The organism is Pseudomonas sp. 1152_12 (assembly GCF_052850675.1).
On the sequence record NZ_VXCW01000010.1, the window covers coordinates 108252 to 132156 of the forward strand.

General features: G+C 57.7%; 17 protein-coding genes. 12 read left to right on the forward strand and 5 right to left on the reverse strand.

The features are described from left to right. Positions 1-5 precede the first annotated feature (5 nt). From FW764_RS19620 to FW764_RS19630, 3 genes are all read left to right on the forward strand, one after another. The gene (locus FW764_RS19620) at positions 6-926 is read left to right on the forward strand and encodes a LysR family transcriptional regulator (protein WP_446435274.1); all 921 of its coding nucleotides are present in this window, start codon (positions 6-8) and stop codon (positions 924-926) included. 16 nt (positions 927-942) lie between these two features. After that, positions 943-1827 carry a LysR family transcriptional regulator gene (locus tag FW764_RS19625; RefSeq protein WP_446435425.1) on the forward strand — a complete coding sequence of 295 codons (885 nt, stop codon included), beginning with the start codon at positions 943-945 and terminating at the stop codon, positions 1825-1827. A 79-nt stretch (positions 1828-1906) separates the two neighbouring features. After that, positions 1907-2842, forward strand: coding sequence for a flavin-nucleotide-binding protein (locus FW764_RS19630; RefSeq protein WP_446435275.1), 936 nt, complete (start codon positions 1907-1909; stop codon positions 2840-2842). Positions 2843-3168: 326 nt separating this feature from the next. Here FW764_RS19630 and adeC read toward each other — a convergent pair whose 3' ends face one another. Both adeC and FW764_RS19640 read right to left on the reverse strand, forming a co-directional pair. After that, positions 3169-4593, reverse strand: a complete 1425-nt coding sequence (gene adeC / locus FW764_RS19635; RefSeq protein ID WP_446435276.1) for an AdeC/AdeK/OprM family multidrug efflux complex outer membrane factor — start codon at positions 4591-4593, stop codon at positions 3169-3171. After that, positions 4593-5387 carry a helix-turn-helix transcriptional regulator gene (locus tag FW764_RS19640; RefSeq protein ID WP_446435277.1) on the reverse strand — a complete coding sequence of 265 codons (795 nt, stop codon included), beginning with the start codon at positions 5385-5387 and terminating at the stop codon, positions 4593-4595. Before FW764_RS19640 ends, adeC begins: the two co-directional genes overlap by 1 nt. A 490-nt stretch (positions 5388-5877) precedes the next feature. On the opposite strand from FW764_RS19640, the gene FW764_RS19645 reads away from it, so the two are divergent. The 8 genes from FW764_RS19645 to FW764_RS19680 all read left to right on the forward strand — a co-directional run bounded on the left by FW764_RS19645 (position 5878) and on the right by FW764_RS19680 (position 18875). Next, the gene (locus tag FW764_RS19645) at positions 5878-12147 is read left to right on the forward strand and encodes an amino acid adenylation domain-containing protein (RefSeq protein ID WP_446435278.1); all 6270 of its coding nucleotides are present in this window, start codon (positions 5878-5880) and stop codon (positions 12145-12147) included. Between the two features lie 323 nt (positions 12148-12470). Beyond that, positions 12471-12824, forward strand: a complete 354-nt coding sequence (locus FW764_RS19650; protein ID WP_446435426.1) for an IS110 family transposase — start codon at positions 12471-12473, stop codon at positions 12822-12824. Between the two features lie 132 nt (positions 12825-12956). Then, positions 12957-13334, forward strand: a complete 378-nt coding sequence (locus FW764_RS19655; RefSeq protein WP_446435279.1) for a transposase — start codon at positions 12957-12959, stop codon at positions 13332-13334. 1235 nt (positions 13335-14569) lie between these two features. After that, on the forward strand, positions 14570-15427 hold the full coding sequence (locus FW764_RS19660; protein ID WP_446435280.1) for an McbB family protein: 858 nt from the start codon (positions 14570-14572) through the stop codon (positions 15425-15427). Further along, positions 15424-16230 (forward strand): SagB/ThcOx family dehydrogenase, encoded by an 807-nt coding sequence (locus FW764_RS19665; protein ID WP_446435281.1) that lies wholly within the window; start codon positions 15424-15426, stop codon positions 16228-16230. The genes FW764_RS19660 and FW764_RS19665 overlap by 4 nt, the downstream gene beginning before the upstream one ends. Next, complete coding sequence (locus FW764_RS19670; protein WP_446435282.1) at positions 16217-17410, forward strand: YcaO-like family protein; 1194 nt, start codon at positions 16217-16219, stop codon at positions 17408-17410. Before FW764_RS19665 ends, FW764_RS19670 begins: the two co-directional genes overlap by 14 nt. Positions 17411-17418: 8 nt before the next feature. After that, on the forward strand, positions 17419-18162 hold the full coding sequence (locus tag FW764_RS19675) for an ABC transporter permease (RefSeq protein ID WP_446435283.1): 744 nt from the start codon (positions 17419-17421) through the stop codon (positions 18160-18162). Then, positions 18162-18875 carry an AAA family ATPase gene (locus FW764_RS19680; protein ID WP_446435284.1) on the forward strand — a complete coding sequence of 238 codons (714 nt, stop codon included), beginning with the start codon at positions 18162-18164 and terminating at the stop codon, positions 18873-18875. Before FW764_RS19675 ends, FW764_RS19680 begins: the two co-directional genes overlap by 1 nt. A 25-nt stretch (positions 18876-18900) precedes the next feature. On the opposite strand, the gene FW764_RS19685 is transcribed toward FW764_RS19680, so the two are convergent. The 3 genes from FW764_RS19685 to pmrG form a co-directional block, all read right to left on the reverse strand. Further along, positions 18901-20415 carry an ArnT family glycosyltransferase gene (locus FW764_RS19685; RefSeq protein ID WP_446435285.1) on the reverse strand — a complete coding sequence of 505 codons (1515 nt, stop codon included), beginning with the start codon at positions 20413-20415 and terminating at the stop codon, positions 18901-18903. 25 nt (positions 20416-20440) lie between these two features. Next, on the reverse strand, positions 20441-22096 hold the full coding sequence (gene arnT / locus FW764_RS19690) for a lipid IV(A) 4-amino-4-deoxy-L-arabinosyltransferase (protein ID WP_446435286.1): 1656 nt from the start codon (positions 22094-22096) through the stop codon (positions 20441-20443). A gap of 186 nt (positions 22097-22282) precedes the next feature. After that, positions 22283-22960: a lipopolysaccharide core heptose(II)-phosphate phosphatase PmrG gene (gene pmrG, locus FW764_RS19695; protein ID WP_446435427.1), complete on the reverse strand. Its 678-nt coding sequence runs from the start codon at positions 22958-22960 to the stop codon at positions 22283-22285. Positions 22961-23235: 275 nt separating this feature from the next. On the opposite strand from pmrG, the gene FW764_RS19700 reads away from it, so the two are divergent. Then, entirely contained in the window at positions 23236-23904 is a 669-nt protein-coding gene (locus tag FW764_RS19700) for an ABC transporter ATP-binding protein (protein ID WP_446435287.1), read from the forward strand. Position 23905: the final 1 nt, after the last annotated feature.

Here is a 23905-nt window from a genome sequence, read left to right on the forward strand (position 1 = left end):
CGCGGATGGACCGATTTCATGAAATGCAGGTATTCCTGGCAGTGGCCGAGGAGGAGGGCTTCGCCGCCGCCGCGCGTCGCCTGAAAACCTCGCCGCCCAGCGTGACCCGGGCCATTGCCGCCATGGAGCAACGCATCGGCACCCAACTGCTGGCGCGTACCACTCGCAGCCTGCATCTGACCGAAGCTGGCCAGCGCTACCTGGAAGATTGCCGACGCATCCTGGCCGAGTTGAATGAGGCCGAGGAAGCGGCAGCGGGCAGCTACTCGATTCCGTGCGGCCACCTGACGCTGACCGCGCCCGTATTGTTTGGTGAACTGTATGTGGCCCCTGTGTTGGGCGAGTTTCTGGACCGATTCCCCCTGGTGAACATCAATGCCTTATTGGTCGACCGTGTGGTGAACATGGTCGATGAGGGCGTGGATGTGGCCGTGCGTATTGGCCATTTGCACGAGCCGGGGCAGCAGGCGATCAAGGTCGGTGAAGTACGCCAGGTAGTCTGTGCTGCACCCGGTTATCTCGACCAGCGTGGGCGGCCGCTGCGACCTGAGCAACTGCGTGAGGTAAAGATCGTCACCTCGTCCTCCAGCCAGTTGGTCAGGGAGTGGCGGTTTGTCGATGGCGACCAGCCGCTGACGGTGCCCATCGAGCCGCGTCTAGTGGTGACGGCGAACAACGCCGCGATCAACTTGGCGCGTTTGGGGTGGGGCGTTACACGGGTGCTGTCTTATCAGGTCGCGGCAGCGGTGGCGGCGGGTGAGCTGGAGCTTATCCTTGAGGGCTTCGAGCCGGCACCGCTGCCGATCCAGGTGGTGTTCCAGAGAACCGGGCGCGTACCGGCCAAGATCCACACCTTTGTCGATTTCCTCAGCCATCGCTTCGGGCAGGACGCGGCCCTGAACCCGGCAATGCAGCGGCGCAGTTGATGGAGCGGCGTGCATGATGGAACGGTTTCGCGACATGCAGCTGTTTGCGGCGCTTGCCGGGCAACCCAGCCTGGCTTCGGCGGCGCGTTATGCGCAGGTCTCCGGCCCGACCTTGGTCCGCGCGATTGCCCGCCTGGAAGCACGCCTGCACGTGCCTTTGCTGCTGCGTACGACGCAGGGTGTGCGCCTGACAGAGGCGGGCAACGCCTATATGACCGACTGCGTGCGCCTACTGGCCGCCGTGGACGCCGCCGAGGCCTCGGCCAAAGGCTTGCACGTGCAGCCACAGGGCAATCTGCAGGTATTTTTGCCGCTGCTGTTCAGCCGCTACGTGATGGCGCCGGTGTTGGCGGCTTACATGGACCGTTACCCTGACGTGCGTCTCGTCGCCCACTATCACGACTATTACCCCAACCTGCACGAAGAGGGGCTGGACGTGGCCATACTGTTGGGCGAACTGCCCAGCTCGTCGCTGATCGCCCGGTCGGTGGGGCAGGTGCGGCCTATCCTTTGCGCCAGCCCCAGCTACCTCGCCACTCAGGGTGAGCCGATGCACCCCGATGACCTCAAGCGCCACCACCTGATCGCCAGCGCCGATCGGGTGCCCTGGGACTTTCAAGGTTATTCACTCAAGGCCCGCGCACGCTTGAGTTGCGCCACGGTGCAAGGCGCGATCAATGCGGCCGTGCACGGTGCAGGGTTGATTCGCTGCCTGAGTTACCCGGTTCACGAACATCTGGTGAGCGGCCGGTTACGCCGCGTGTTGCCAGACTTTGAAGGGCCGCCGTTGCCGGTGAACGTGGTCTACCGCGAGGGCCGCAATGCGCCGATGCGCGTGCGCAGTTTTGTCGACCACTGCGTGGTGGCGCTGCGTGAGCATCCGGCATTTCAGTTGGTGTAATGGTGGATTGACTCGCGTGGGTATTCTCTCGACGGGGGGCTGAGCTTAGCCTCTGCACATCCACTATGAGGTGATCGCCATGAACCTGATCGAACAGTCGCCCTGGCATGCCGGCGAACGGCAGATGCAGGAAAGTGCCGGCGTTGCCGAGCGTATGGCAGTGGTCGGGCCCAAGGTGATCCGTGATTATTTGCCGCAGCAGCATCGGGATTTTTATCCGTTGCTGCCTTATTTGGTGTTCGGTGTGGTGGACGCACAGGGGATCCCGTGGGCGACACTGCTGGAAGGCGCGCCGGGGTTTGCCCATTCACCGGATCCGCAGACATTACAGGTCGACAGCATGCCGTCTAAGGGCGACCCGGCGCTGCCTGCATTACTTTGCGGCGGGGCCGTTGGTCTGCTCGGCATCGACCTCAGCACCCGCCGCCGCAATCGCATGAATGGGCGCATCGGCTGCCTTGATCAGGACGGTTTCTCGGTCAACGTGGCGCACACGTTCGGCAACTGCCCGAAGTACATCCAGCTGCGCCCGATCGATGCGATTGCGCGTAAACCCGGCACCCTGGCCGAGCGCTCCAACAGTCTGGATGATGCGGCACAAGCCATGATCCGCAACGCCGATACCTTCTTTGTCGCAAGCTTTGTGGACGTCGAAGGCCAGCGTTCGGTGGACGTTTCCCATCGCGGCGGCAATAACGGTTTTGTGCGCGTCGACGGCAACGTGCTGACCATCCCTGACTTCGCCGGCAACCTGTTCTTCAATACCTTGGGCAACCTGTCGGCGAACCCGGTGGCGGGGTTGTTGTTTATCGATTTCGACTCGGGCGACGTGCTGCAGATTGCCGGGCGCACCTCACTGATCCTCAGCGGCCCCGATGTGGCCACGTTCGAAGGCGCACAGCGGTTGTGGACGCTGACCGTGGAGCACGTGGTGCGCCGCCCGGCAGCGTTGGCGTTGCGTTGGCAGTTTGCCGAGTTTTCACCGTTCAGCCTGGCGATGGGCCGTTGGCCGTGATGTTTAGAGCCGTCGGGTTCTTTCGGGCGAGCGGTCTCATTGTGGCAAGCCCGCTCGTTGCTCCTGTGCATTCGTGCCCGCAGGCGGGTTACAGGGTGGTATTGATTAATTTTAAGGATGGCAAACCAGCTGGCACACCGGTCGACTTCCTCAGCGGTTTTCTGAATGCCGAGGGCGAGGCCCAAGGCCGGCAAGTGGCTGTGCGGCTAGACCCCGAGGGCGCGTTGCGGGTGGCGGATCATGTGGGCAACAACGGGGGCGGGTGGCGCAACGCAAACCCTAAGAAACTGCAGGTTGGATGCGGGATTACCCACGTTCAACCGGCTTCATTTTGACGCTGCAAGCACCGACGCATCCCCCCACGCGCCGCCCAGCGCCGTATACAGGTTCACCTCCGCCACCAGCTGCGCCAGCCGGTCCACAATCAACGCCTGTTGTGAACTGAACAACGAGCGCTGCGCATCAAGGAACGTCAGGTTGCTGTCCACACCGCTGCGGTAGCGGTGTTGGGCCAAGTCGTAGTAGGCCTGGTTGGCGGTGACGAAGTCGCGTTGTGCATCAAGCTGGTCATTAAACGTCTGGCGGGCAGCGAGGCCGTCGGCGACTTCCTGAAAAGCTGTCTGAATCGACTTTTCGTACTGGGCCACGCTGATGTCTTTTTGCAGTTTGGCGTAGTCAAGGCTGGCGCGCAGACTGCCGGCATTGAAGATCGGCAGGTTGATCTGCGGCTGGAAGGTCCAGGTGCCCGAGCCGCCCTTGAACAATCCCGACAACTCCTTGCTGGCACTGCCGGCGTTGGCTGTGAGGGTAATCGAAGGAAAGAACGCTGCACGCGCCGCGCCGATATTCGCGTTGGCGGCCTGCAGTTGATATTCGGCCTGGAGGATATCCGGACGCCGTTGCAGCAGGTCCGAGGGCAAACCGGCCGGCACGCGCGCCACCCAATCATCGGCGAGCGGCCGCGATGGCAGGTTTTCATCCACCGGGGCGCCGACCAGCAGGGCCAGGTTGTTGAGGTCCTGGGCGACTTGGCGTTCATAACGGGCCACGCTGGCGCGGGTGCTTTGCACCGCCGTGCGCGCTTGCACCACGTCCAGCGCTGAAGCCTTGCCCGCGTTTTTGCTGCGGCTGGTGAGTTGCCAGCTGTGGTCGTTGGCTACCAGCGTTTGCTGGGCCAGCGCCAGCAGTTCCTGGTCAGCACGCCAGGTCAGGTAGGCATTCGCCACATTGGCTACCAGGCTCAGTTGCGTGCTGCGCCGCGCCTCTTCGGTGCCAAAATACGTGAGCATCGCCTGTTCGCTGAGGCTGCGCACACGGCCGAACAGATCCAGTTCGTACGCGCTGAGCCCCAGGGTGGCGGAATAGTTGGAAGTGATCGCGGACTTGCCGGTGCCCGTCACGTCCCCCGGCAACTTCTGGCGCTTGCCGGCGCCGGTGGCCGAGATTGCCGGGAACAGGTCCGCACGCTGGATGCGGTACTGCGCCTGGAACGCCTCTACATTCAGGGCGGCAACCCGTAGGTCGCGGTTATTGACCAGCGCATTGCCGATCAACCGTTGCAACGCGGGGTCGTGGAACAACGGTTGCCAGTCCGGCGTCACCGCTACGGCACCGGCCTGCGCCAGGCTGTAGACCCCACCTTGGGGGTATTGCGCAGGCACCGGTGGCGCCGGCCGTTGGTACTCAGGGGTCAGCGAGCAACCGCCGAGCATCCAGGCCAGGCTTACGCTTGTGAGCATCCCTTTGTTCATTAGGCGCCAACCATCCATTTGGCCAAACCATGTCGGCCACTGACGCCCAACTTGGCGGCAGCGCGTTTGAGGTAGGTTTCAATCGAGCTGTTCTTCACGCTGAGTTTTTCCGCCATTTGCGGCACGGTGCCGCCGGTCAACAGGCCCAGGCACACTTCCTGTTCGCGCGCCGACAAGGTGATATCGCTGAGGGACAAACGCTTATAGAACTCGCGCTGCAACTGCGACTGCTCCAGGGTGTCGTGAACAGGTTCGGTCGCTGTGTGCGGTGTCTGGCGCAGGATCTGCGCATGCCGCTCCATCAGCGGTAACAGGGTGTCCGACAGGCACTTGAGAAACGACAACTCAGCCAGGGAAAACCCCTGGCGGGTGGGCGGGCGATAGAACGAAATCACCCAGCGTCGATTGCCCTGACGTGACACCAGGTTGCACTGGTGCGAGCTGCCGCGCGGGTGTGCGCTGTTGGCTTTGGCCTTCATCTGGATCAGCAGCGGGTCCTGCATGCGCAGCATTTGCCGCAGCAGCGGGTGGTCCTTCAACGGGTGCAGTGTTTGTGGCGCAGACAAATCCTTTTTCAGCCCGGCACTCCCCAGTAGCTTGATCTCGCGCACGCTGTCGTGCAGTTCATCGAGGGTCCATTCACTGAGGTCAACCAAGTGGATAGGCACCCACTTGTCCACCAGATGCAGCATGTAGGCGGCGAAGTTTTCGTGGCCGCTGTTTGCAATCAATTCGCCCATTTCGGCGTAGAAATGCGGGCTTTCGGCAATGCCAATACTACGGGTCAGACTCATAGCCATTTCATCCTTGATGTCGAAAACCGTCAACCAGCGCCCTGGGTCTGCGCGGGCGGGCCGTACTCCTTGAACGTAACTCGGCGTTCGAAGTTTTATTTAGCCATAGGGATTTGTCCTACGTATGTAGCGGAAACGAGGGACACAACCTGCCATAAAAACCACGTCATTAATTCGACGTTTCTGAAGGGAGATTCCGCATACGAAAAGCACTGAGTTAATTTTAGGCAGAAATAACTGATTGATATTAAAGAACAATATCGCCAGCCTAAGAATTCTTAGTGGTAACGACATCGGACATATATAGCCAATTTCCTACAGTGCTTTAATCGTTTCAGCAATGAACCTTCAGTCATGCCTGTTTCCCATCCAATCGGATGTCCGGGTTTCGGGTGACAGACACCCTCCGACCCCCATGCTCAAATCCGGCAATTTCGGCGTAATGGGCCACCCAGCGCGGCCACTGCCTGACACCCATGAGAAGGATCTTATGCAGTATTCCTCAAGCTTGCCGGCCAGCTTCCCCCTCACCGCCGCCCAACAGGACATCTGGCTCGACCAGCTGCAAGTGGGCGAATCGCCGCTTTACAATATTGGTGGTTATGTCGATTTTGCGGGTGCCGTCGTGCCCGATTTGATCCAGCGCGCGGTTGCGCTGCTGGTGGCCAAGCACGATGCACTGCGTACTCAACTGCACAGCGACGCCGGTGGCTTACCTCGTCAAACCTTCATCCCTGAGTTGGCGGTGGACGTACCGTTGCATGATTTTTCCAAGCAACCCGATCCGTCGGCTGCAACCCAGGCGTTGATGCAAGCGCACATGGCCCGGCCTTACGCCATGGCCGGCGAGGCGCTATTCAGGTTTTTTCTGGTCAAGCTTGACGACGATCATTACCGCCTCGGCACCCAGGCCCACCACCTGATCCTTGATGGTTGGGGGTTCGGGCAGATGCTGCAATCCTTGGCGCGGCTCTACACCGACTTGCAACACAACCGGCAGCCGGAACCGCTGGCGCCTTCGTATATCGACTTTATCGACACCGACCAACGCTACCTGCAGTCGGCGCGTTACGCTCGCGACCGCGCCTACTGGCTGGATAAATACCAACGGTTACCCGAGCCACTGCTAACGCCCCGGCGCACCGGCCAAGCGCCAAGTAACACCCTGGTGGAAGTGTTCCCCGTGGCGCTGCTCAACCGCATGGAACACGTCGCCAATCGCTATCAGGCCTCAGCCTTTCATGTGTTGCTGGCCGCCCTGTATGTGTATTTCGCGCGCACCAGCGAGCGTGATGAGTGGGTGGTGGGGCTGCCGATTCTTAACCGTTCCAACGCACGTTTCCGCTCTACCGTGGGTTTGTTCACCCAGGTCAGCGCGGTGCGTTTTCAGTTCAACGAGCAGTTGCCGTTCAGCGCCTTGGTGCGCGGCGTGCGCGACCAGCTCAAGCAGGATTTGCGCCACCAGCGTTTCCCCTTGAGCGAGTTGAACCGGGAACTGGGCCTGCGCCGCACCGGGCGCGGCCAGTTGTTCGACCTGTCGGTATCCTTTGAGCAGGACGACCACGACCTGCGTTACGGCCAGGTGCAGGCGCGGGCGATCAAGGTGTCCAACCACCATGAACCGCTGCCGATTGCCATCCACCTGCGCAGCAACCGTTATCAGGAGACCGCGTGTCTGCACTGCGTGTACAACGAGGCGTACTTCAAGCACGACGAAGTGCAGGCGTTGGCGCAGCGCTTTACCTGGCTGCTGGAGCAAGGGCTGGAAAACACCGCGTTGACGGTCGCTGAGTTTTCCCTGGTGACATCCGCCGAACAGGCACAGTTGCAGCAGTGGAACGCCACCGCGCAGCCGAGCGCTGCAATGCAGACACTGCACGGGCGGATCGAAGCGCAGGCCGTGCGTACACCGCACGCCGTGGCGGCGACGTATCAGGGCGTGGCACTGACCTACGCCCAGCTCGATCAACAGGCCAATGCCCTGGCCTATCAACTGCTGGAACACGGCGTGCAGCCGGACGATCGCGTGGCGATTGTGGCCCGACGTAGCCTGGAGACCTTGGTGGGGCTGTTGGCGGTCTTGAAGTCTGGCGGCTGTTATGTGCCGGTAGACCCGACCCATCCTGCCGACCGCCTGACCTACCTGTTGCACGACTGTGCACCCGTGGCGGTGCTGACCCAGCAGGATCTGTTGCATCGCCTGCCTGCACTCGACGTGCCGCTGATCCGGCTCGACAACCCAACCGTTCACCTCGGTGGCAGCCCGCGTGTAGCGGTCACGCCATCGAACCTCGCATATGTGATCTACACCTCCGGCTCCACCGGGCTGCCCAAGGGCGTGATGGTTGAGCACCACAGCGTGTCGAACCTGGTGGACTGGCACTGCAAGGCGTTCAACCTGCAGGTGGGCAGCCACACCGCCAGCGTTGCCGGGTTTGGTTTTGATGCGATGGCCTGGGAAGTCTGGCCGGCGTTGTGCGTGGGCGCGACCCTGCACCTGCCACCCACGCAGGATGACGCGCAAGACATTGACGCGCTGCTGAACTGGTGGCGCGCACAGCCGTTGCAGGTGTGCTTCCTGCCGACACCGGTGGCCGAGTACGCCTTCAGCCAGCGCCTCGAACACCCGACCCTGCACACCTTGCTGATCGGCGGTGACCGCCTGCGCAGCTTCACTCGCGCGCAGACCTTCGACGTCATCAACAATTACGGCCCCACTGAAGCCACCGTAGTCGCCACCTCCGGACGTGTCGAAGTGGGCCGGCCGCTGCATATTGGCGGGCCTGTCGCCAATGCGAGGGTTTACTTGCTGGATGAGCAACAACGCCCGGTGCCCATCGGTGTGGCAGGGGAGTTGTACGTCGGTGGCAAGGGCGTGGCGCGCGGTTATCTGAACCGCCCGGAATTGACCTTGGAACGTTTTCTCGACGATCCGTTTACCCAAGGGCGCATGTACCGCACCGGTGATCTGGCACGCTGGCTGCCCGACGGCAATCTGCAATACCTGGGCCGCAATGACGACCAGGTGAAAATCCGTGGCGTGCGTATTGAACTGGGGGAAATCGAATCCGCGCTGGCCACCCATCCGGCGATCAAGGAAGCCGTGGTGCAGTGTCGCGAAGGGCAATTGCTGGGCTGGTTTGTCGAGCGGCACAGTGTCGATATCGAATCGCTGCGCAGCTATCTGCAAGCGTCATTGCCGGATTACATGGTGCCGGTGGCTTATGTGAGGCTGGACGTTTTACCCCTCACCGCCAATGGCAAACTCGATCGCAAGGCCTTGCCTGCACCCACGCAAGCGGCGTTCGTTACCCGCCTGTTCGAGGCGCCGCGCGAGGGTGTTGAAACCGTCCTGGCACAGCTATGGAGTGAGCTGCTACAGGTTCAGCGGGTGGGGCGCCACGACCACTTCTTTGAGCTGGGCGGGCACTCGCTGCTGGCGGTGCAACTGGTGCAACGCATGCGTGATGCCGGGTTGAGCGCTGACGTGCAGGTGTTGTTCGGCCAGCCAACCCTGGCGGCGTTGGCGGCGGCCAGTGGCGGCAGCGACGTGCAGGTGCCGGCCAATCGAATACCGCGGGGTTGCACTCACATTACGCCCGATACTCTCGCGTTGGCTGAGCTCGATCAGCCCAGCCTGGATAGCATCGTCGCCGGTATCCCGGGAGGTGCTGCCAATGTGCAGGAAATCTACCCGCTGGCGCCGTTGCAGGAAGGTCTGCTTTATCACCACCTCACCGATGAACGCGATCCGTACCAGCAACACGCGATGTTCAGTTGTTCAAGCCGCGAGCAGTTGGATGCGTTTGCCCAGGCCTTGCAACAGGTGATCAACCGGCACGACATCCTGCGCACCAGCCTGGTGTGGGATGCCCTTGAGCAGCCGATGCAAGTGGTGTGGCGCGAAGCGCAGTTGCGCGTTGAACCGCTGCGCGAACAGCCAGCGCCGCTGGATTTACGCCAGGCGCCGTTGATGGCCCTGGACTACGCTGAAGAACCGCACAACGGGCGCTGGGTCGCCAGATTACGCTTCCATCACCTGGTCAACGACGCCACCTCGACCACCGTGCTGGTGGATGAAATTCGCGCCCATCTGCTCGGCCAACAAGCGCAACTGCCCGTGCCGGTGCCGTATCGCAATGTGGTCGTGCAGTCCCGTTCGCCGGTACGCCAGGCCGCCCACGAGGCCTTCTTCCGTGAGCGCCTGGCGGATGTCGACGAGCCGACCCTGGCGTTCGGCTTGCAGGAGCACCAGGCAAATCGAGCTGAAATCGAGGAATTTGAACAGCCACTCAACGACGCTCTCAACCAATGCTTGCGGGCGCAGGCGCGTGCTCTTGGCGTGAGCGCGGCCAGCCTGTTTCACCTGGCCTGGGCGCAGGTGCTCAGCCGCGTGGCCGGGCGTGATGACGTGGTGTTCGGCACCGTGCTGCTCGGCCGTTTGCAAGCGGGCGAGGGCGCCGACCGTGCCTTGGGCATGTTCATCAACACCTTGCCGTTGCGCGTGCGTCTGGCTGGGCAAACCGTGCTGGACGCACTCAACGACACCCACGTGCAGCTCAGCGCCTTGCTTGCCCATGAACAGGCCTCGCTTGCGCTGGCCCAGCGTTGCAGCAGCGCGTCACCGCTGTTCAACAGCTTGCTTAACTACCGCCACACCAGTGCCGACCCGGACTTGAACCTGGTGCCGGGCATTGCTCTGCTCAGCAGTGAAGACATCCTCAGCTACCCGCTGATGCTCACGGTTGACGACATTGCCAGCGGCTTTCGTCTTAAGGCCAAAGCGCCGCGAAAAGTGGGTGCCGAGCGCCTGTTGGGCTACCTCGATACGGCCCTGCATGGTCTGGCGCAGGCACTTGGACACAGACCAGACACGCCACTGCGCGAGGTGCAGGTGCTGCCTGCCCGCGAACTGCAGCGGCTATTGGTGGACTTCAACGCCACCCAAACCGACTATCCCGAAACCCTTACGGTACAGGCGCTGTTTGAAGCCCATGCGCGGCACATTCCCCATGCCGTGGCCGTGCAGGCCGGCGAGCAGCAACTGACCTACCGTGAGCTAAACGAACGCTCCAACCAGTTGGCCTTCCACCTACGCGAACGCGGGGTACAGCCGGACTCGCGGGTGGCGCTGTGCGTGGCGCGTGGGCTGGACCTGATCGTTGGTTTGTTGGCGATTCTCAAGGCGGGCGGCGCCTACGTGCCGCTCGACCCTGGCTACCCGCGCGAACGCCTGGCCTACATGCTCAACGACAGCCAGCCGGTGGCACTGCTGGTGCACGCCGCCACCCGCGACCTGCCGGGCGAAGTGTCGATCCCGGTGATCGACATTGACCACAATGGCTGGAGCCAGGCGCCCATCGGCAATCCATCGGTGCCCGGTCTGACCGTCGCCAACCTGGCCTACGTGATGTATACCTCGGGCTCGACCGGCACGCCGAAGGGCGTGATGGTCGAACATCGCGGCCTGGGCAACCTCATGCATTGGGGCTCCCAGCTGTGCCCGAACGCCGAAGGCGGCGCCTTGTTGCAGCGTGCGCCGTTTAGCTTTGACGGCTCGGTGTGGGAGCTGTTCTGGCCGCTGGCCAACGGCATGCGCCTGGTCCTTGCACGGCCCGATGGGCACCGCGAACCGGCTTACCTGGCGCAAGTGATTCGCGAGCAGCAGATCACGGTGATCAAGTTTGTGCCGGCAATGTTGCAACAATTCCTCGACCTGGAAGAGTCGTCCCTGTGCACAAGCCTCACCGACGTGCTGTGCGGCGGCGGCGAACTCACCGAAACCCTGGCTCGTGGCGTGCAGGCGCGCTTGCCCAAGGTGCGTTTGCACAACGTCTACGGCCCCACCGAAGCCACGGTGGACAGCAGCGCCTGGACTCTGGAACCCGGCGATCCTGTGCCTGCCGTGCAACTGCCGATTGGCCGCGCGATTAACAACACGCGCCTGTATGTATTGGACGAACAGGATGCGCCGGTGCCGATGGGCGTCAGCGGCCAACTGCACATCGGCGGTGTCGGCGTTGCTCGGGGTTATTTGGGGTTGGAGCAAATGACCGCTGAGCGCTTTATGGACAACCCGTTTGTGGCGGGAGATCGGTTGTACCGCACGGGCGACCTGGTGCGTTACTTGCCCGATGGCAACTTGGAGTTTCTGGGGCGCAATGATTTCCAGGTGAAGCTGCGCGGCGTGCGGCTGGAGTTGGGTGAAGTTGAGTCACGTCTTGCCGCGCATCCGGCATTGCGTGAAGTGGCGGTGCTGATTCGCGATGAGCGTTTGGTGGCGTACTTCACCCTTCGCGGGCAAGCGCCGAGCCTGGACGCTTTGCGCGCCTATGTGCTCGAGCAATTGCCGGAATACATGGTGCCGGCGGCCTTTGTGCAGCTTGAGGTGTTGCCGCTTAACCCTGCCGGTAAGCTCGACCGTAAGGCTCTGCCCGAACCTGGGCTGGATGCAGTGGTCAGTCGGGCTTATGAAGCGCCAGTGGGCGAGGTGGAAACCTTGATGTCAGGCATTTGGGCGGATGTGTTGAAGCTGGAGCGGGTAGGGCGGCATGACCACTTCTTCGAGCTGGGCGGGCATTCATTGCTGGCGGTGAATCTGGTGGCGCGGATGCGCAAGGCTGGGTTGGAGGTGGATGCGCGGACCTTGTTCAGCCTGCCGACGCTGGCGCAGCTCGCGGCTTGCACTGCGACACGGGGTGAGCGTGTGGAGGTTGCGCAAGCCGCGATCCCGCAACTCAACCACCGCCGCCGGATCTGAGAGTTTTGGTAGGTTGAGTACATAGCCGTTGCTGCGGTCATCGTGGTCAACGGGGTCAGCCAGATCAAACGCAGAACACGGCGGCCTATTAGCCGACCTGAGTGGTAGAGGCAAAATCAGAGCAAAACAGAGCAAAGGCAAGCCACACATTTGAACGAGTGCAGACTGAAGAACAACATACCCATCGACCTGATGCACCGCGATCCAAATAATGAGATGGCTACCCCCGCCGCCCCCTGTGAACGCCCACTAAGCTTTCACAGGGGGTTCTATCGGAGACCTCAGCCCAGCATTTAGCTTCCATCGAGCTTTGTACTGTTGTGATGGAAGCCTGCGGCGGCGCCCACTTCATGGTGCAACTGGGACACACCCCCAAACTTATTGCGCCTCATCTCGTGCGCCCTTACGTAGAAAGCAATAAAAACGACTTCGCTGATGCCGAAGCGATTTGTGAGGCAGCTAGTCGCCCAACCATGCGCTTCGTTCCGGTAAAAAGCCAAGCTCAGCAAGCGTTGGCCATGCTCGACTCGGTCCGCGATTCGCTTATCAAGGAACGCACAGCCGCCGTTAATCGAATTCATGCAGGGCTTTTGGAGGTGAGTGTCAGCTTGGCACCGGGTTTAAATCAGTCAAAGAGGTGCCCGCGTTACTCGAAACAGCCTCATTTCATGGACTGATCAAAAAGCTGCTGCAAGGCCTGTATGACCACTACGTCTACCTGGATCGTCAGGTTAAGGTTCTCGACAAAGAAGTTGAGAGCCAAGTCGCTGAAGATGATCTGGCCTCTCGTTTGACGACAATTCCCTGCGTTGGCCCGATCACGCTCCAGCGTCTTGGCTGCGGAGTTGGGCGATGGCAAGCAGTTCAAATGTAGTCGAGGCTATTCAGCCTCGATAGGACTTGTGCCAAAGCAGCATTCTACTGGCGTTAAAACCGTACTTTTGGGCATCAGCAAGCGCGGAGATCGAAACCAGCGACGCTTGTTTGTTCAATGTGCCCGTATCTACTTGATGCACTTGGATAAGCAAAAAGGGAGTTTGGCCGATTGGGTTCGCAAGCTGCTGGCAGGCCATCGGCACTCCAATTTAGTGGTCTGCGCGCTAGCCAACAAACTGGCAAGAATCGCTGGGTCTATCGCGGCAAACCACACTGAATTTGATGCAGGGTCAAGCGCGATGAACGCTTGACCCTGCTCCTGCTGTCACCCAAGCACCACCCACCTGGTTTTGCGATGCTGGATAACAGATGACGTGAACGGCCTACCGGCCTGACGGCAACCCTGAGCTCCCACACGGCTGAAAGGCCGTCCAAATAATTAGGGTCGTTGGGCATCAATTCTCATCGAGGCGCTGGGCCAATACCCCACTCAGACGCCGAATAGATGAAAGCAAGCCATACACGCCATCAACGACAGTATTGCAGAAAAGGCGGTAACCATAGATGGGCGCGGCGGTGCGACGAATCGACTCGCTCGCGTATGCGGTGTGTCAGTTACAAATGAGCTGACTGACACACCGCCATCGTGAGCACGCCGGTTCCCACATTATTCAGCAGCGTTTAGGCGGCTGCCTTCGCAGGTTTCAAGCAGTCCTTTCTGTGGATTCGGCTGAGTACCCTGCAGTAACCACCGACAAACCCTTGCCGAGGTCGTTTCTGGCGCGGCTTACTCGGGTCGGTCCGATTCGCAACCGGGCGGAGGGGAGAGCGGCGCGGGAGAAGGTGGCGAGTTAGAAAGTCAATAAAACGCATTGGTTGCTTAGCAACGAAGCGGAGTCCAGTTAGGGCTGCAGATAGCTCAGAAAATCTGATTACCCAGGCCATTTGTCGGATTGTTTCCCGATTTTTTGTTGGGATGATCTTTCTCCTACAAAAAACTGTGCGTTAGAGCTCACATGGTTGATGTCGGACGGAAATTCGTAACGCATTAATTCTATAAAAAAAACGACGTTGTTGTCTTGGGCGGATGGTGGCATTGGCTTTTAGTGCAACTATTTAGCTTCTGAAGTTGATGAGTGAAACTTCCTATTAATAATGGCTAAATGTCCTACGGTGAAATTTGGAGGTGTTGCGTTTTTTTTGATCGCGCCTAGAGTGATTTCGTTGCTTATAAATAAGCGACTAAAGTTAAACGCAGGTAAGGTCGGAGAATTGAAATGAACAATGAAGAGTTTGGAGAGTTTGTTTTCAGTTTTGATGCAGAGAATGGATTTAATCCGTATACAGGTAACGCTGGCGCGTCTGGTAGCCAAGGAGGGTGTGGTGGTAGCGGAGGGTGTGGCGGCGGTGGAGGCTGTAATGGAGGAAGTGGCGGGTGTCACAACACGGTAACGGAGCATCCAAAGGCGGATGAGTAGATTCAGTATTAACTCACCTAATGAGGTTTTCTGGTGCGTTCCAGAAAACCTCTACAGGAGATCGTACGATGAATATAATCATACCCAATTATGAAATCTTGAATTTTGAAACAGAAAGTCTTGTCGTCTCTGATCTTGGAATTTCGAAAATTCATTCGCAACCGTTGCTCAAAGCACTTCGGAAGCTGAAGTTGTCGAATGTGATGTCAAGAGATGAGTTGGATGAGGTGCTCACGGAGAGTGGGCTTAATCAGAATGATGCATTTGAATTCTTAGAAAGAATCATTCCTTTTAAGTCTGTTGAGGAAATATATTTTGAGAAAACGATAGTCGTTCATGACTGGGAAGCGCAGGCGGATATTGAAAATTTGTTTAGGCAGGGAGTGTCTGGTCGTTTGGCGTTTGAGTCATTTTCAAATGGCGTGGATGAATCGATCCGTGAGTCAAGGTGTTTTATTGTCCTGCTCTGCCATTCGTATGAGTATGAACGTGTGAAAAAGCTTTACTTCGATCTCGCGGAGGCATCACCCAAAAGCGCCATTAGTGTGTGCTGGCCAATGGGCGGTATTTTTTGTATAGGGCAGCCTTATATTGCGCAAATAGGAAATCCTTGCCATTTCTGTACCGTCGACAGACTCATTAATAATGAGTCTGTAATGCCCGCGAGAAACAGTTGGGCGAGTGTGCTGGCCTTCTGTCGGCAACAGCATGTGGGGGTTCCGGTGAAACCACTTAGCCTGTATCAAGAGATGATGGTGGTGGGCGCAGTTATTAGAATGATAAGGTTTTTCACCGAATGCAATGACGGGTATAAATATCAAGATAATGTATTGTACGGCGCATACCTTCAACTGGCGGATGGCCGGATTTTTGAAGAGCCTAATTCACACTGGTACATGTGTGATTGCCTGAGGGCGGATAAATGAAAAATATTCCGCATGATTACTATCTCAGGTTCATAGATGCTCGTGTGTACGATGAAGTGCTAGAGTTTCATAACAAAGGTAATTTTACTTTTCATCCGGCGATTAAATATCTCACCCGGCAGCATCGATTGGACGAAAAGCAATTAGGACAATTAACAGGGAATGAGCTGGCTTTTTACCCTGATATGGATTTGACGTCAGCGTTAACGCTGCCTCAGGAGGGCAAATACAAATCGCTGCTAAGGAATGAATCGTGTGAGCAGTTTTTACCTCACTCTTTAGAGTTTGCGGATGTCGAAAAGCTAATGTTTCCACTGCTTTCAAGGAGTATGGGCTCATATAAAAGAGGATATCCGAGTGGTGGTGCGCTGTACCCAGCGGAGATTTTTGTCTGTTCGCTGACTGAGGAGAATCTAAACTGGCCCAGCGCAGGAAAAATTCTTCATTTGCTTCCTAGGTCTCGAAGATTTGAAGTAATGCAGATCGACACGGGTATCGAAGAGCTAAAAGCTGCATTGCTGTCTTCTCCTAACGCCATCGGAACGCCCGGTCTGGCAATCATATATACAATGTATATGCCGAAAAATTTGTTTAAGTATAGGTACCGTGGTTACCGGATGGCGCTGATGGAGGTTGGTTCAATTTATATGCTGATCGAGTTGCAAGCTAAAGCGTTGGGGCTAGGCTGTCGGCTGTGGTCTGCGTATACAGACTCGATGCTTTGTAAAGCTCTGGGGATTAATCCAGCCCTGTTCTTTCCAGTGTGCGTTCATTTCATAGGTAAGCAGCATGAAACTTGTTAATGGAATGCAGAAGCCAGATCTGCCCGGTACAATCTTATTTCAGCCTGCTGGCGTACTAACGTTACCGAGCGCTGTGGAAGTGTCAGACAGCCTGTCGGTAAATGGTTCCGGTGTGGGGGGCGGTTCGAACTCAGTAAGAACTGCATTAGGTGAGTATTTTGAGCGTCGTCATTTTTACAGAGAAGTTATTTCCGAAAGGCGTGGGTGTCTTAAAGAATCCTTGACCGGGAGTGAAGTATGTAGTTTTGCGCAGGCATTCTTGCAAACTACGTCTAGGAAAGTTTCCGTTCGAGAGATTGAAGTGTATGAATTTGCATTGACCGAGGTGTTGAGAACCTCGGACTTTACTAAGTGCTTCATTCCTACCGTATGTATTTCACTCTCTTCGTATAGCACAGATAAAGACAGTGTACTTTATCCTCTTCGAGATACCTGTGGGTGCAGCTTTCACTGGAATTCAGATTTCGCATTGCTGGGAGCAATAAAGGAGTGCCTCGAGCGCCAAATGCTTGTCAGGTTCTGGCTAACGAAACAATGTCGCTCTCGCGTTTCTTCTGCTCATGTCGGGTCGTTACTCGCGGAGAGGGCTGTTCGGCACCTATATAAGCTGTTAGTTGCTTCAGGGGAAGTTACTTTTTTAGATATAACGGACACCCGATTTCCTGGGGTATGTGTGCTGGCTGTTTATGGGCAGAGTAAAGGGGCCCGTCACGTAAAATATTGCGCCGGGATGTCCTATGCTTCGGAAACCGCTGTGGCGCTGGAGAAATCGCTGCTTGAGCTGTGGCAGACATTTCGTTTCATGGACTTATTCAACGCCACAGATTCGGAAGAAGCAAAGCTTGAAGATTCCTATATTCGTTATTTTCTGGATTGCAATGCGTATGAGACCTACCAGGAAGTAACGGATGTTATAGAGTGTGGCGGCGTGGAGTCTGAGCAAAGGTTTACCCTCTCTGGATTGATGGCGGTGCTTAAGCAGATTGGTGTCTCTGGTTATTTTTATTTCAGGCGTGAGAGGGTGAATGGGGAGGGTTGTGTTTTTGTTAAATACATGTCCCCGGATTTATTTCTCCATATGAATAACTCGAAGAATTTTAATTTGGATAATAAGTATTCTGAGGTTTTTAGACGCTCAGTACGTTTCTCTCGGCTGGATAAAATGGTTCCGTTTCCGTGAGGTGAATAATGAGCTTATACTCTGCAAGTAAGCCAGTGCTACTGGCTGTGCTGCTCGTGAAGGAGCAGTTAAAAGAGCCCGTCGCATTATTTTGGACAGTGATCTCTCCCGTGGTTACCTACTATTTAATCACCTACACGAGGGCACCAGTGGGTGAGGTGGCGACCGATTATTTGTCCCGCACCTCATGGTTTTATGCATTCGTGTCTTCAAGTGTAGCGTTGTTTGGGCTGGCATTTTACATAGTGGGGCGTAGGGAAAGTGGTTTTCTACGGTCTTTTGTTTATACCCAGCGTACGAAAATTATATTTTTGGTGGGGCAGTTTTTTGCTTATTCAGTTGTCTCGGTTATGTATTGCTCTGTTTTTTATGTGTTTACGCGCAATCCTTTCGGGGGGGGGAGTGTCGTCGAGTACCTCATTATCGTCGTGCGCTTTTATGTTTGTTTTCTTCTTTTCTCTGTGCCCTCGCTTTTGCTAACGCTAGTCCCTCTAGGCTTTCAGAATACCAGTACTGTTTTTTCCATGTTGTCTTTGGGGATGTTGGCGTTGGGAATCCTCAGTATAGGTTCCTCCAATCCACTGTTGCTTAGCGTCAGTTTATTTAATCCGATGTGGTGGGCGAATAGAGTGATGTTGGTTGGGCTAGCGGAATGCTGGCTCGTGGTGGTGGTGGTTGTCGCGTTGCTGATGATTTTGTTGTCTGTAATGTGTCGATTTTTAATCATTAACCCGGTCTGGAGTCGTTACTGATGACGCGGCTTATCATAGACTCACTTAATGTCAGGTATGCCAGTCATACCGTATTTCATAACGCTTCGCTGGGTGTTCAGTCTGGCTTGATCACGGGGCTTCTGGGGCCCAACGGCTCGGGAAAAACCACCTTGTTTGATGTTATTTGCGGCCTTAAGAAAATGAATAGCGGTCAGATAAACAGCTCCTTTCGCAGGCTGCTTTACCTGTCGCAGGTTATCAGCACGCCCCCTGTCTTTCGTATGTTCGATATCTTCAAAATGGTCATGCTTTTTTGCTCTGAAGCTAAGGTCACGCAGCAGCATGCGCTCGATAAAATCGAAAGGATGAGCCCTGGTATCGCCCACCGATACTGCGAAATCTGGAACAAAAAGTCTTCGCTCTGCAGTTACGGGGAAAAGCGATGGTTTTTTACCTTGTCCCTGCTCAGCGCCGATGCGGACCTTGTGATTCTGGATGAGCCCACTGCAGGCGTAGATCCTGAATTTCGCTACCACATCTGGAGGTGTCTGGAGGGCGCGGCGGCGGAGGGGGTTGCCGTGTTGGTTTCATCTCACAACGTTGATGAAATTGTTGCTCATTGCGATGACTTTTACATGCTCAGTCAGCAACGTTTCAACCGTTTCACTGACGCGCAAGGCTTCATGAACGCTTATGGTGCTAACAGTTTGGATGAGGCGTTTATTCACGCGGCAAGCCTGCCAAAAATTTAAAGCAGGCTTTGTCAGGCGCTGTCATTTACCCCCTAGGTACAAACGCCACGCTGCCGCCTGAACGTTTCTGAAACAGACGCTCGCCATTGTCTGGCTGTGTGCTGATCACCTTGTGATCTGCGCCCAGGTAGGCCAACGGCGTCGGGTCTTCCTTGGAATACTGCGCGACGATGATCGTGTGCTGCGGGTCAAAAACCTGGCCGCTGGTTTTTTCCAGCCAGGCCATCAGCGCGGCGCTGTCGCCTTGGCGTGGGAAGTCCTGAGTTTCGCTCACGTAGTAGAACGGCTTGCCGCCATTTTGCAGGTACATCGGCACCTTGTTGTCGACCTCCACCAGCACCATTTGCCACTGACTCCACGGCGCACTTTTCATCGCTTCAGCCTGCACATCCTCGGCGAAGCGGGTCACGCCGCCATTGCCGGTGGTCCAGGGGTAAATCACGCCCAGTACCAACAGCAACAACCCTGCGGTGATACCAAAACCCTTTTGCCAGCGTGGCCAACTGGCCGGTTTTTTCTGCAGGCGTTCACTCAGCCACCAGGCGGCCAGCAATTGGGCAAACGGTACCAGCGGCAACACGTAGTAACTGCGGCGACTGCCACTGGCAGTGAAGAACACAAACAACAGGCCCAGGCCCCACACCAGCCAGCGTACGTTGGCTGGCGTTTGGCGCCACTGACGCAGCGCCAGCCATAAACCGAGCAGCCAGCACGGGGCCCAGGGCAGGGTGTAGGCGGGCAGGTAGATCAGGTAGGTGTAGATCGGCCCCATGTGGTCGAAGGGGTCGAAAAAGCGCACTACGTTTTCCTTGAACACCAGTTCAAGGCCGCTCTCGCCGTAAGTGGGTGCCCCGTAGAAATGGGACAGCACGAAGGGTACTGCATAAAACGCTGCGGCAATCAGCATCGCCAGCAGCAGGCGCAGGTTGAGGTGGCGTTTGTAGCGTTGCTCGCTGAGCAGGTGCGGCAACAGCAGCAGGCCCGGCAGCACGAAGCCGATCAAGCCTTTAAACAGCGACGTCGCCGCCAGCAGCAGGAAAAACACCGTGTAGCGTGCCAGACGGGTGTCATCCCGCCCGCGCCAATACCACCACACTGCCGCCAGCACGCCGCATACGGTCAGTACATCGGCGGTGGCGACCCGCGCCCAGAACAGAAAGTAAAAGGTGGTGGCCAGCATCCAGCCGGCAATCAGCCCGGTGCCTTTACGAAACAGGCGTTCGCCGATCAGGTACACCAGCCAGATGCTCAACCACGCCGCGATCACCGACGACAGGCGCAGCGACCACGGCCCGAGCCCGCCCATCAGGTTGGCGAAAGCAGTGATCAGCCAGTATGACGGCAGGGGCTTGTCGTAGTACGGCGCGCCCTTGAGGTAAGGGTCGAAGTAGTCACCACTCTGCAACATCTGCAACGCGATGTTGGCCCAGCGGGTTTCCGGCCCCCACAAATCGCGACTGCCCAAACCCAGCAGCAAGAGCAGCGCCGAGACGCCCAGCAGCACCACCAGGGCGCCGCGTTCGGTTTTCCAGAAACTCATGGGCTTTCTCGCCGTGGGCGTAACGTTAAGGGATTTTCGGGTAGATGATCAGTAGCATGGCGCCTTTTCGATAGCGCTTGCCTCCCGGAGGCAATTGCCCTTCTTCGCGATGCTCGCTGGTGCTCTTGACACGCATCAGCACGCCGACCGAACCTTGCTGGCGCGCATCGGCGAGCCAGGACTGAATGCTGTCCAGGTCGACTTTGCGGTGCACCGAATCTGCATATTTGAGGCCGTAGCTCAGTTCGCCCTGGGTGTCATAAAAAGCCACTTCAGGCCGACGCAGCCGCCAGGATAATGCGGACGCCGAGCCCAGCTCATTGCTGATCAGAGCATGGGTTTGTTGCAGTTCATCCAGATGCTGGAGGACGAACTGGTCGGGCATTTCGGTATCCGTGACTTCTTCCGGCATGCCAGCAGGCAGCAGGGCGACCAGCAAGCCGATGCCGAGTGCGGGCATGGCCCACAGTGTCAGCGGGCGGAAGGCTTGCAGCACATTGGACAGGATCCAGCCCAGCAGCACGATGAAGGTCAGGGACAGGCTGTACATCTCAGCGTGGCTGTTGCTGTACAGCGGGTTACCGATTTGCAGGTAAATCAGTGTCGCCAACGCACCTAAGCCGATGGCCAGGTTGAGCAGGCCGTTGACGCGCAGAGCGCGGGCTTTGCCACGGCTGATCAGGTCGATCACGGCATGGCCCATCAACAACGCCAGCGGCAATAGGCACGGCATGATGTAGGTGGGCAGCTTGCCTTTGCTCAGGCTGAAAAAAAACAGCGGCAACAGCAACCACAGGGCGAGAAAAACAATTGCCGGTTGGCCTTTGTCTTTCCAGGCCTTGAGGACCGTGCCTGGCAATAACGCCGCCCACGGCAGGCACGCCACGACCATGATCGGCAGGAAGAACCACCAGGCCCGCGCATGCTGTGCATTGTCGGAGGAGAAGCGGCGGATGTGCTCGTGCCAGAAAAAGAAACGCCAGTAATCCGGTTCCTGCAGATGAATCGCCCATACCCACGGCAGGCACAGCAGCAGTGCTACCCCAACAGCGATCGGGCCGTAGCGCAGCAATTCACCCAAGCGTCGCTGCCAAAGCATGTACGGCACGGCAATCAGCACGGGCAACAACCAGGCCAGAAAGCCCTTGGTCATAAAGCCCATGGCGCACGCTACGCCCAGCATTGCCCAGGCACCTAGCCGGCCACGCGAGGTGCGGCTGTCCAGCGCAAACCACAGCGCAACCAAGCTGAGGTTGACCCACAAGGTGAATTGCGGATCAAGGTTGGAGTAGCCCGCTTGCCCGGCCACCAGCCCGAAGCTCATGTAGAGCAGGGCGCAGGCGAAGCTCTTGCGTGGGTCGTTCCACAGGCGACGTGCGATGAGGTAAGCCAGCACCACGCTCAGGCCGGTGGTCAACGCCGAGGCGATGCGCACGCCGAACAGATTTTCGCCGAACACCGCCTGGCCAAGGGCGATCAGCCAATAGCCAGCAGCAGGTTTTTCGAAATAGCGCACACCCATGAAGTGCGGTGCGACCCAGTTGCCACTCAGGAGCATTTCCTGGCTGATCTGGGCGTAGCGGGTTTCATCCGGGACCCATAAGCCGTGCAGGCCCATGGGCAATAGATAAAACACGGCGAAGGCCAGTAACAATAGCGGTAGAGGTTTCAAGCGAGTCATGAAAACGTCGCTCCTTGACGTTTAAAGGTGAAGTAAGAGTGCCGGTTAGTAATAGTCGAAAGGATCACAAAGTTCACTAAGTCGATGAAAGTTTTCATGACGTCCAGAAGTAACAGGTGCAACTGAACTTGCCAGAGCGGGCCTGTCGTATTCCTGAACATGGGGCGTGATATATGTAAAAAATTGTTAGAGTTTTTTCAGTGCGGCGGCCCAGGCCTGGCTGTTCATGATGCCCAGTGTCTCGAAGGTGCGATTGGCCTTTACCCTCACAAAGAGGGCGCTGCCGTACTCGGAAAACTTGGAGTGAGGGTAACCCAGGCTCTTTTCAAAGTCGGCGATACAGCCACTGTGAGTGACAAAGACCAGGTTGCGCGCGGGCTGCTTGTGGCTGAGCAGTTCTTCGCCTATGTCCTTTCCGCAAATAGCCCGTTCGCTTGAGGTCAGCTCGACGGCTTTGCCGAACATGAACTGCGAGGTCTGAACGGTGCGCAGGGCGGGGCTTGCAAGCATATCGCTGTAGCCCATGCCCAGTTTCGTAAAGGCTTTGCCCAGCTCTTGTGCGCGCTGGGTGCCTAAGACCGTCAGGCCTTCAGGTGAACCGAAGCAGGGGTTTGTCGAGCGATCACAGCGCTCTTCGTGGCGCACCAGCACAATCAGGTCGCCATCGCGCCAGGCCGGCAGTACTTGCGAGGTCAGTAAGCGATTGCCGACGCCCAAGTCACGTGGCGATGACGGCCACAGGAGGAACCCGGTGAGCAGCAAGACGATGATGGCGAGGCCAGCCCACCACTTTCGCGAGTTTTTGATAGAGCCCCAGCGCGAGCGCGGTTTGGTCAGGGTAAGGTCAACCACATCATTCACCATGGGCACTGTCAGCAGTGTTTTATTTAAGTAGGCGCAACGCATTGACGAAATCCCGTAAGGGACAAGGAGGCTGTCATAGGGCTGCTGTCTTTTCGCTGAACATTTTTCGGTTAAGAGTTGCTTCGATAGGCAACTAACAAGTTGTTCGCTATCGACACTTGGCGGGTAATTTAGAGGGGCGAGGGTGGGCAAGCGGTGAAATCCATGTGAAAAATTTGCGTGGGGCTGACGGTCAGCCGTTATTCTCGTTCGGAGTCCTTCAAACGAGCGTTCTTATGTTGCAGGTGCAAGGTGTCCTAAAAAGCTACGCGACCCCGCAGGGCCCGCTTGCGGTACTGGCGGGTGTTGACTTGTTCTTGAAGAGTCGTAGCAGCCTGGCGCTGATGGGCGAGTCCGGCAGCGGAAAAAGCACCTTATTGCACGTGGTGGCCGGGCTCGACCGAGTGGACGGCGGCAGTATTCAGGTCGGCGAGCAGCGCCTGGACCAGATGAGCGAGGCGCAACTGGCCCACTGGCGGCGTACCGAGATCGGCCTGGTGTTCCAACAGTTCAACCTGATCGGCAGTTTGCGCGTGGACGACAACCTTGCCTTCCAGGCACGCTTGGCCGGGCGCTTTGACCCGCAGTGGCAGGCGCAGTTGGTGGAGCGCCTGGGGTTGGGCGATTTGCTCAAGCGTTATCCCGAACAGCTGTCCGGCGGCCAACAGCAACGGGTTGCGGTGGGGCGTGCGTTGGCGTCGCGCCCTGGCTTGCTGCTGGCCGATGAGCCGACCGGCAATCTCGACGAAGCCACCAGCGATGAAGTGCTGCAACTGTTGCTTGACCTATTGCGCGACAGCCCCACCAGCCTGTTGATGGTCACGCACAGCCCGCGCATCGCCGCGCGCCTGGACCAGCAAGTGGTGTTGCATCGCGGCCGTGTCGTGCCCGCGGACGCGCGCTGAG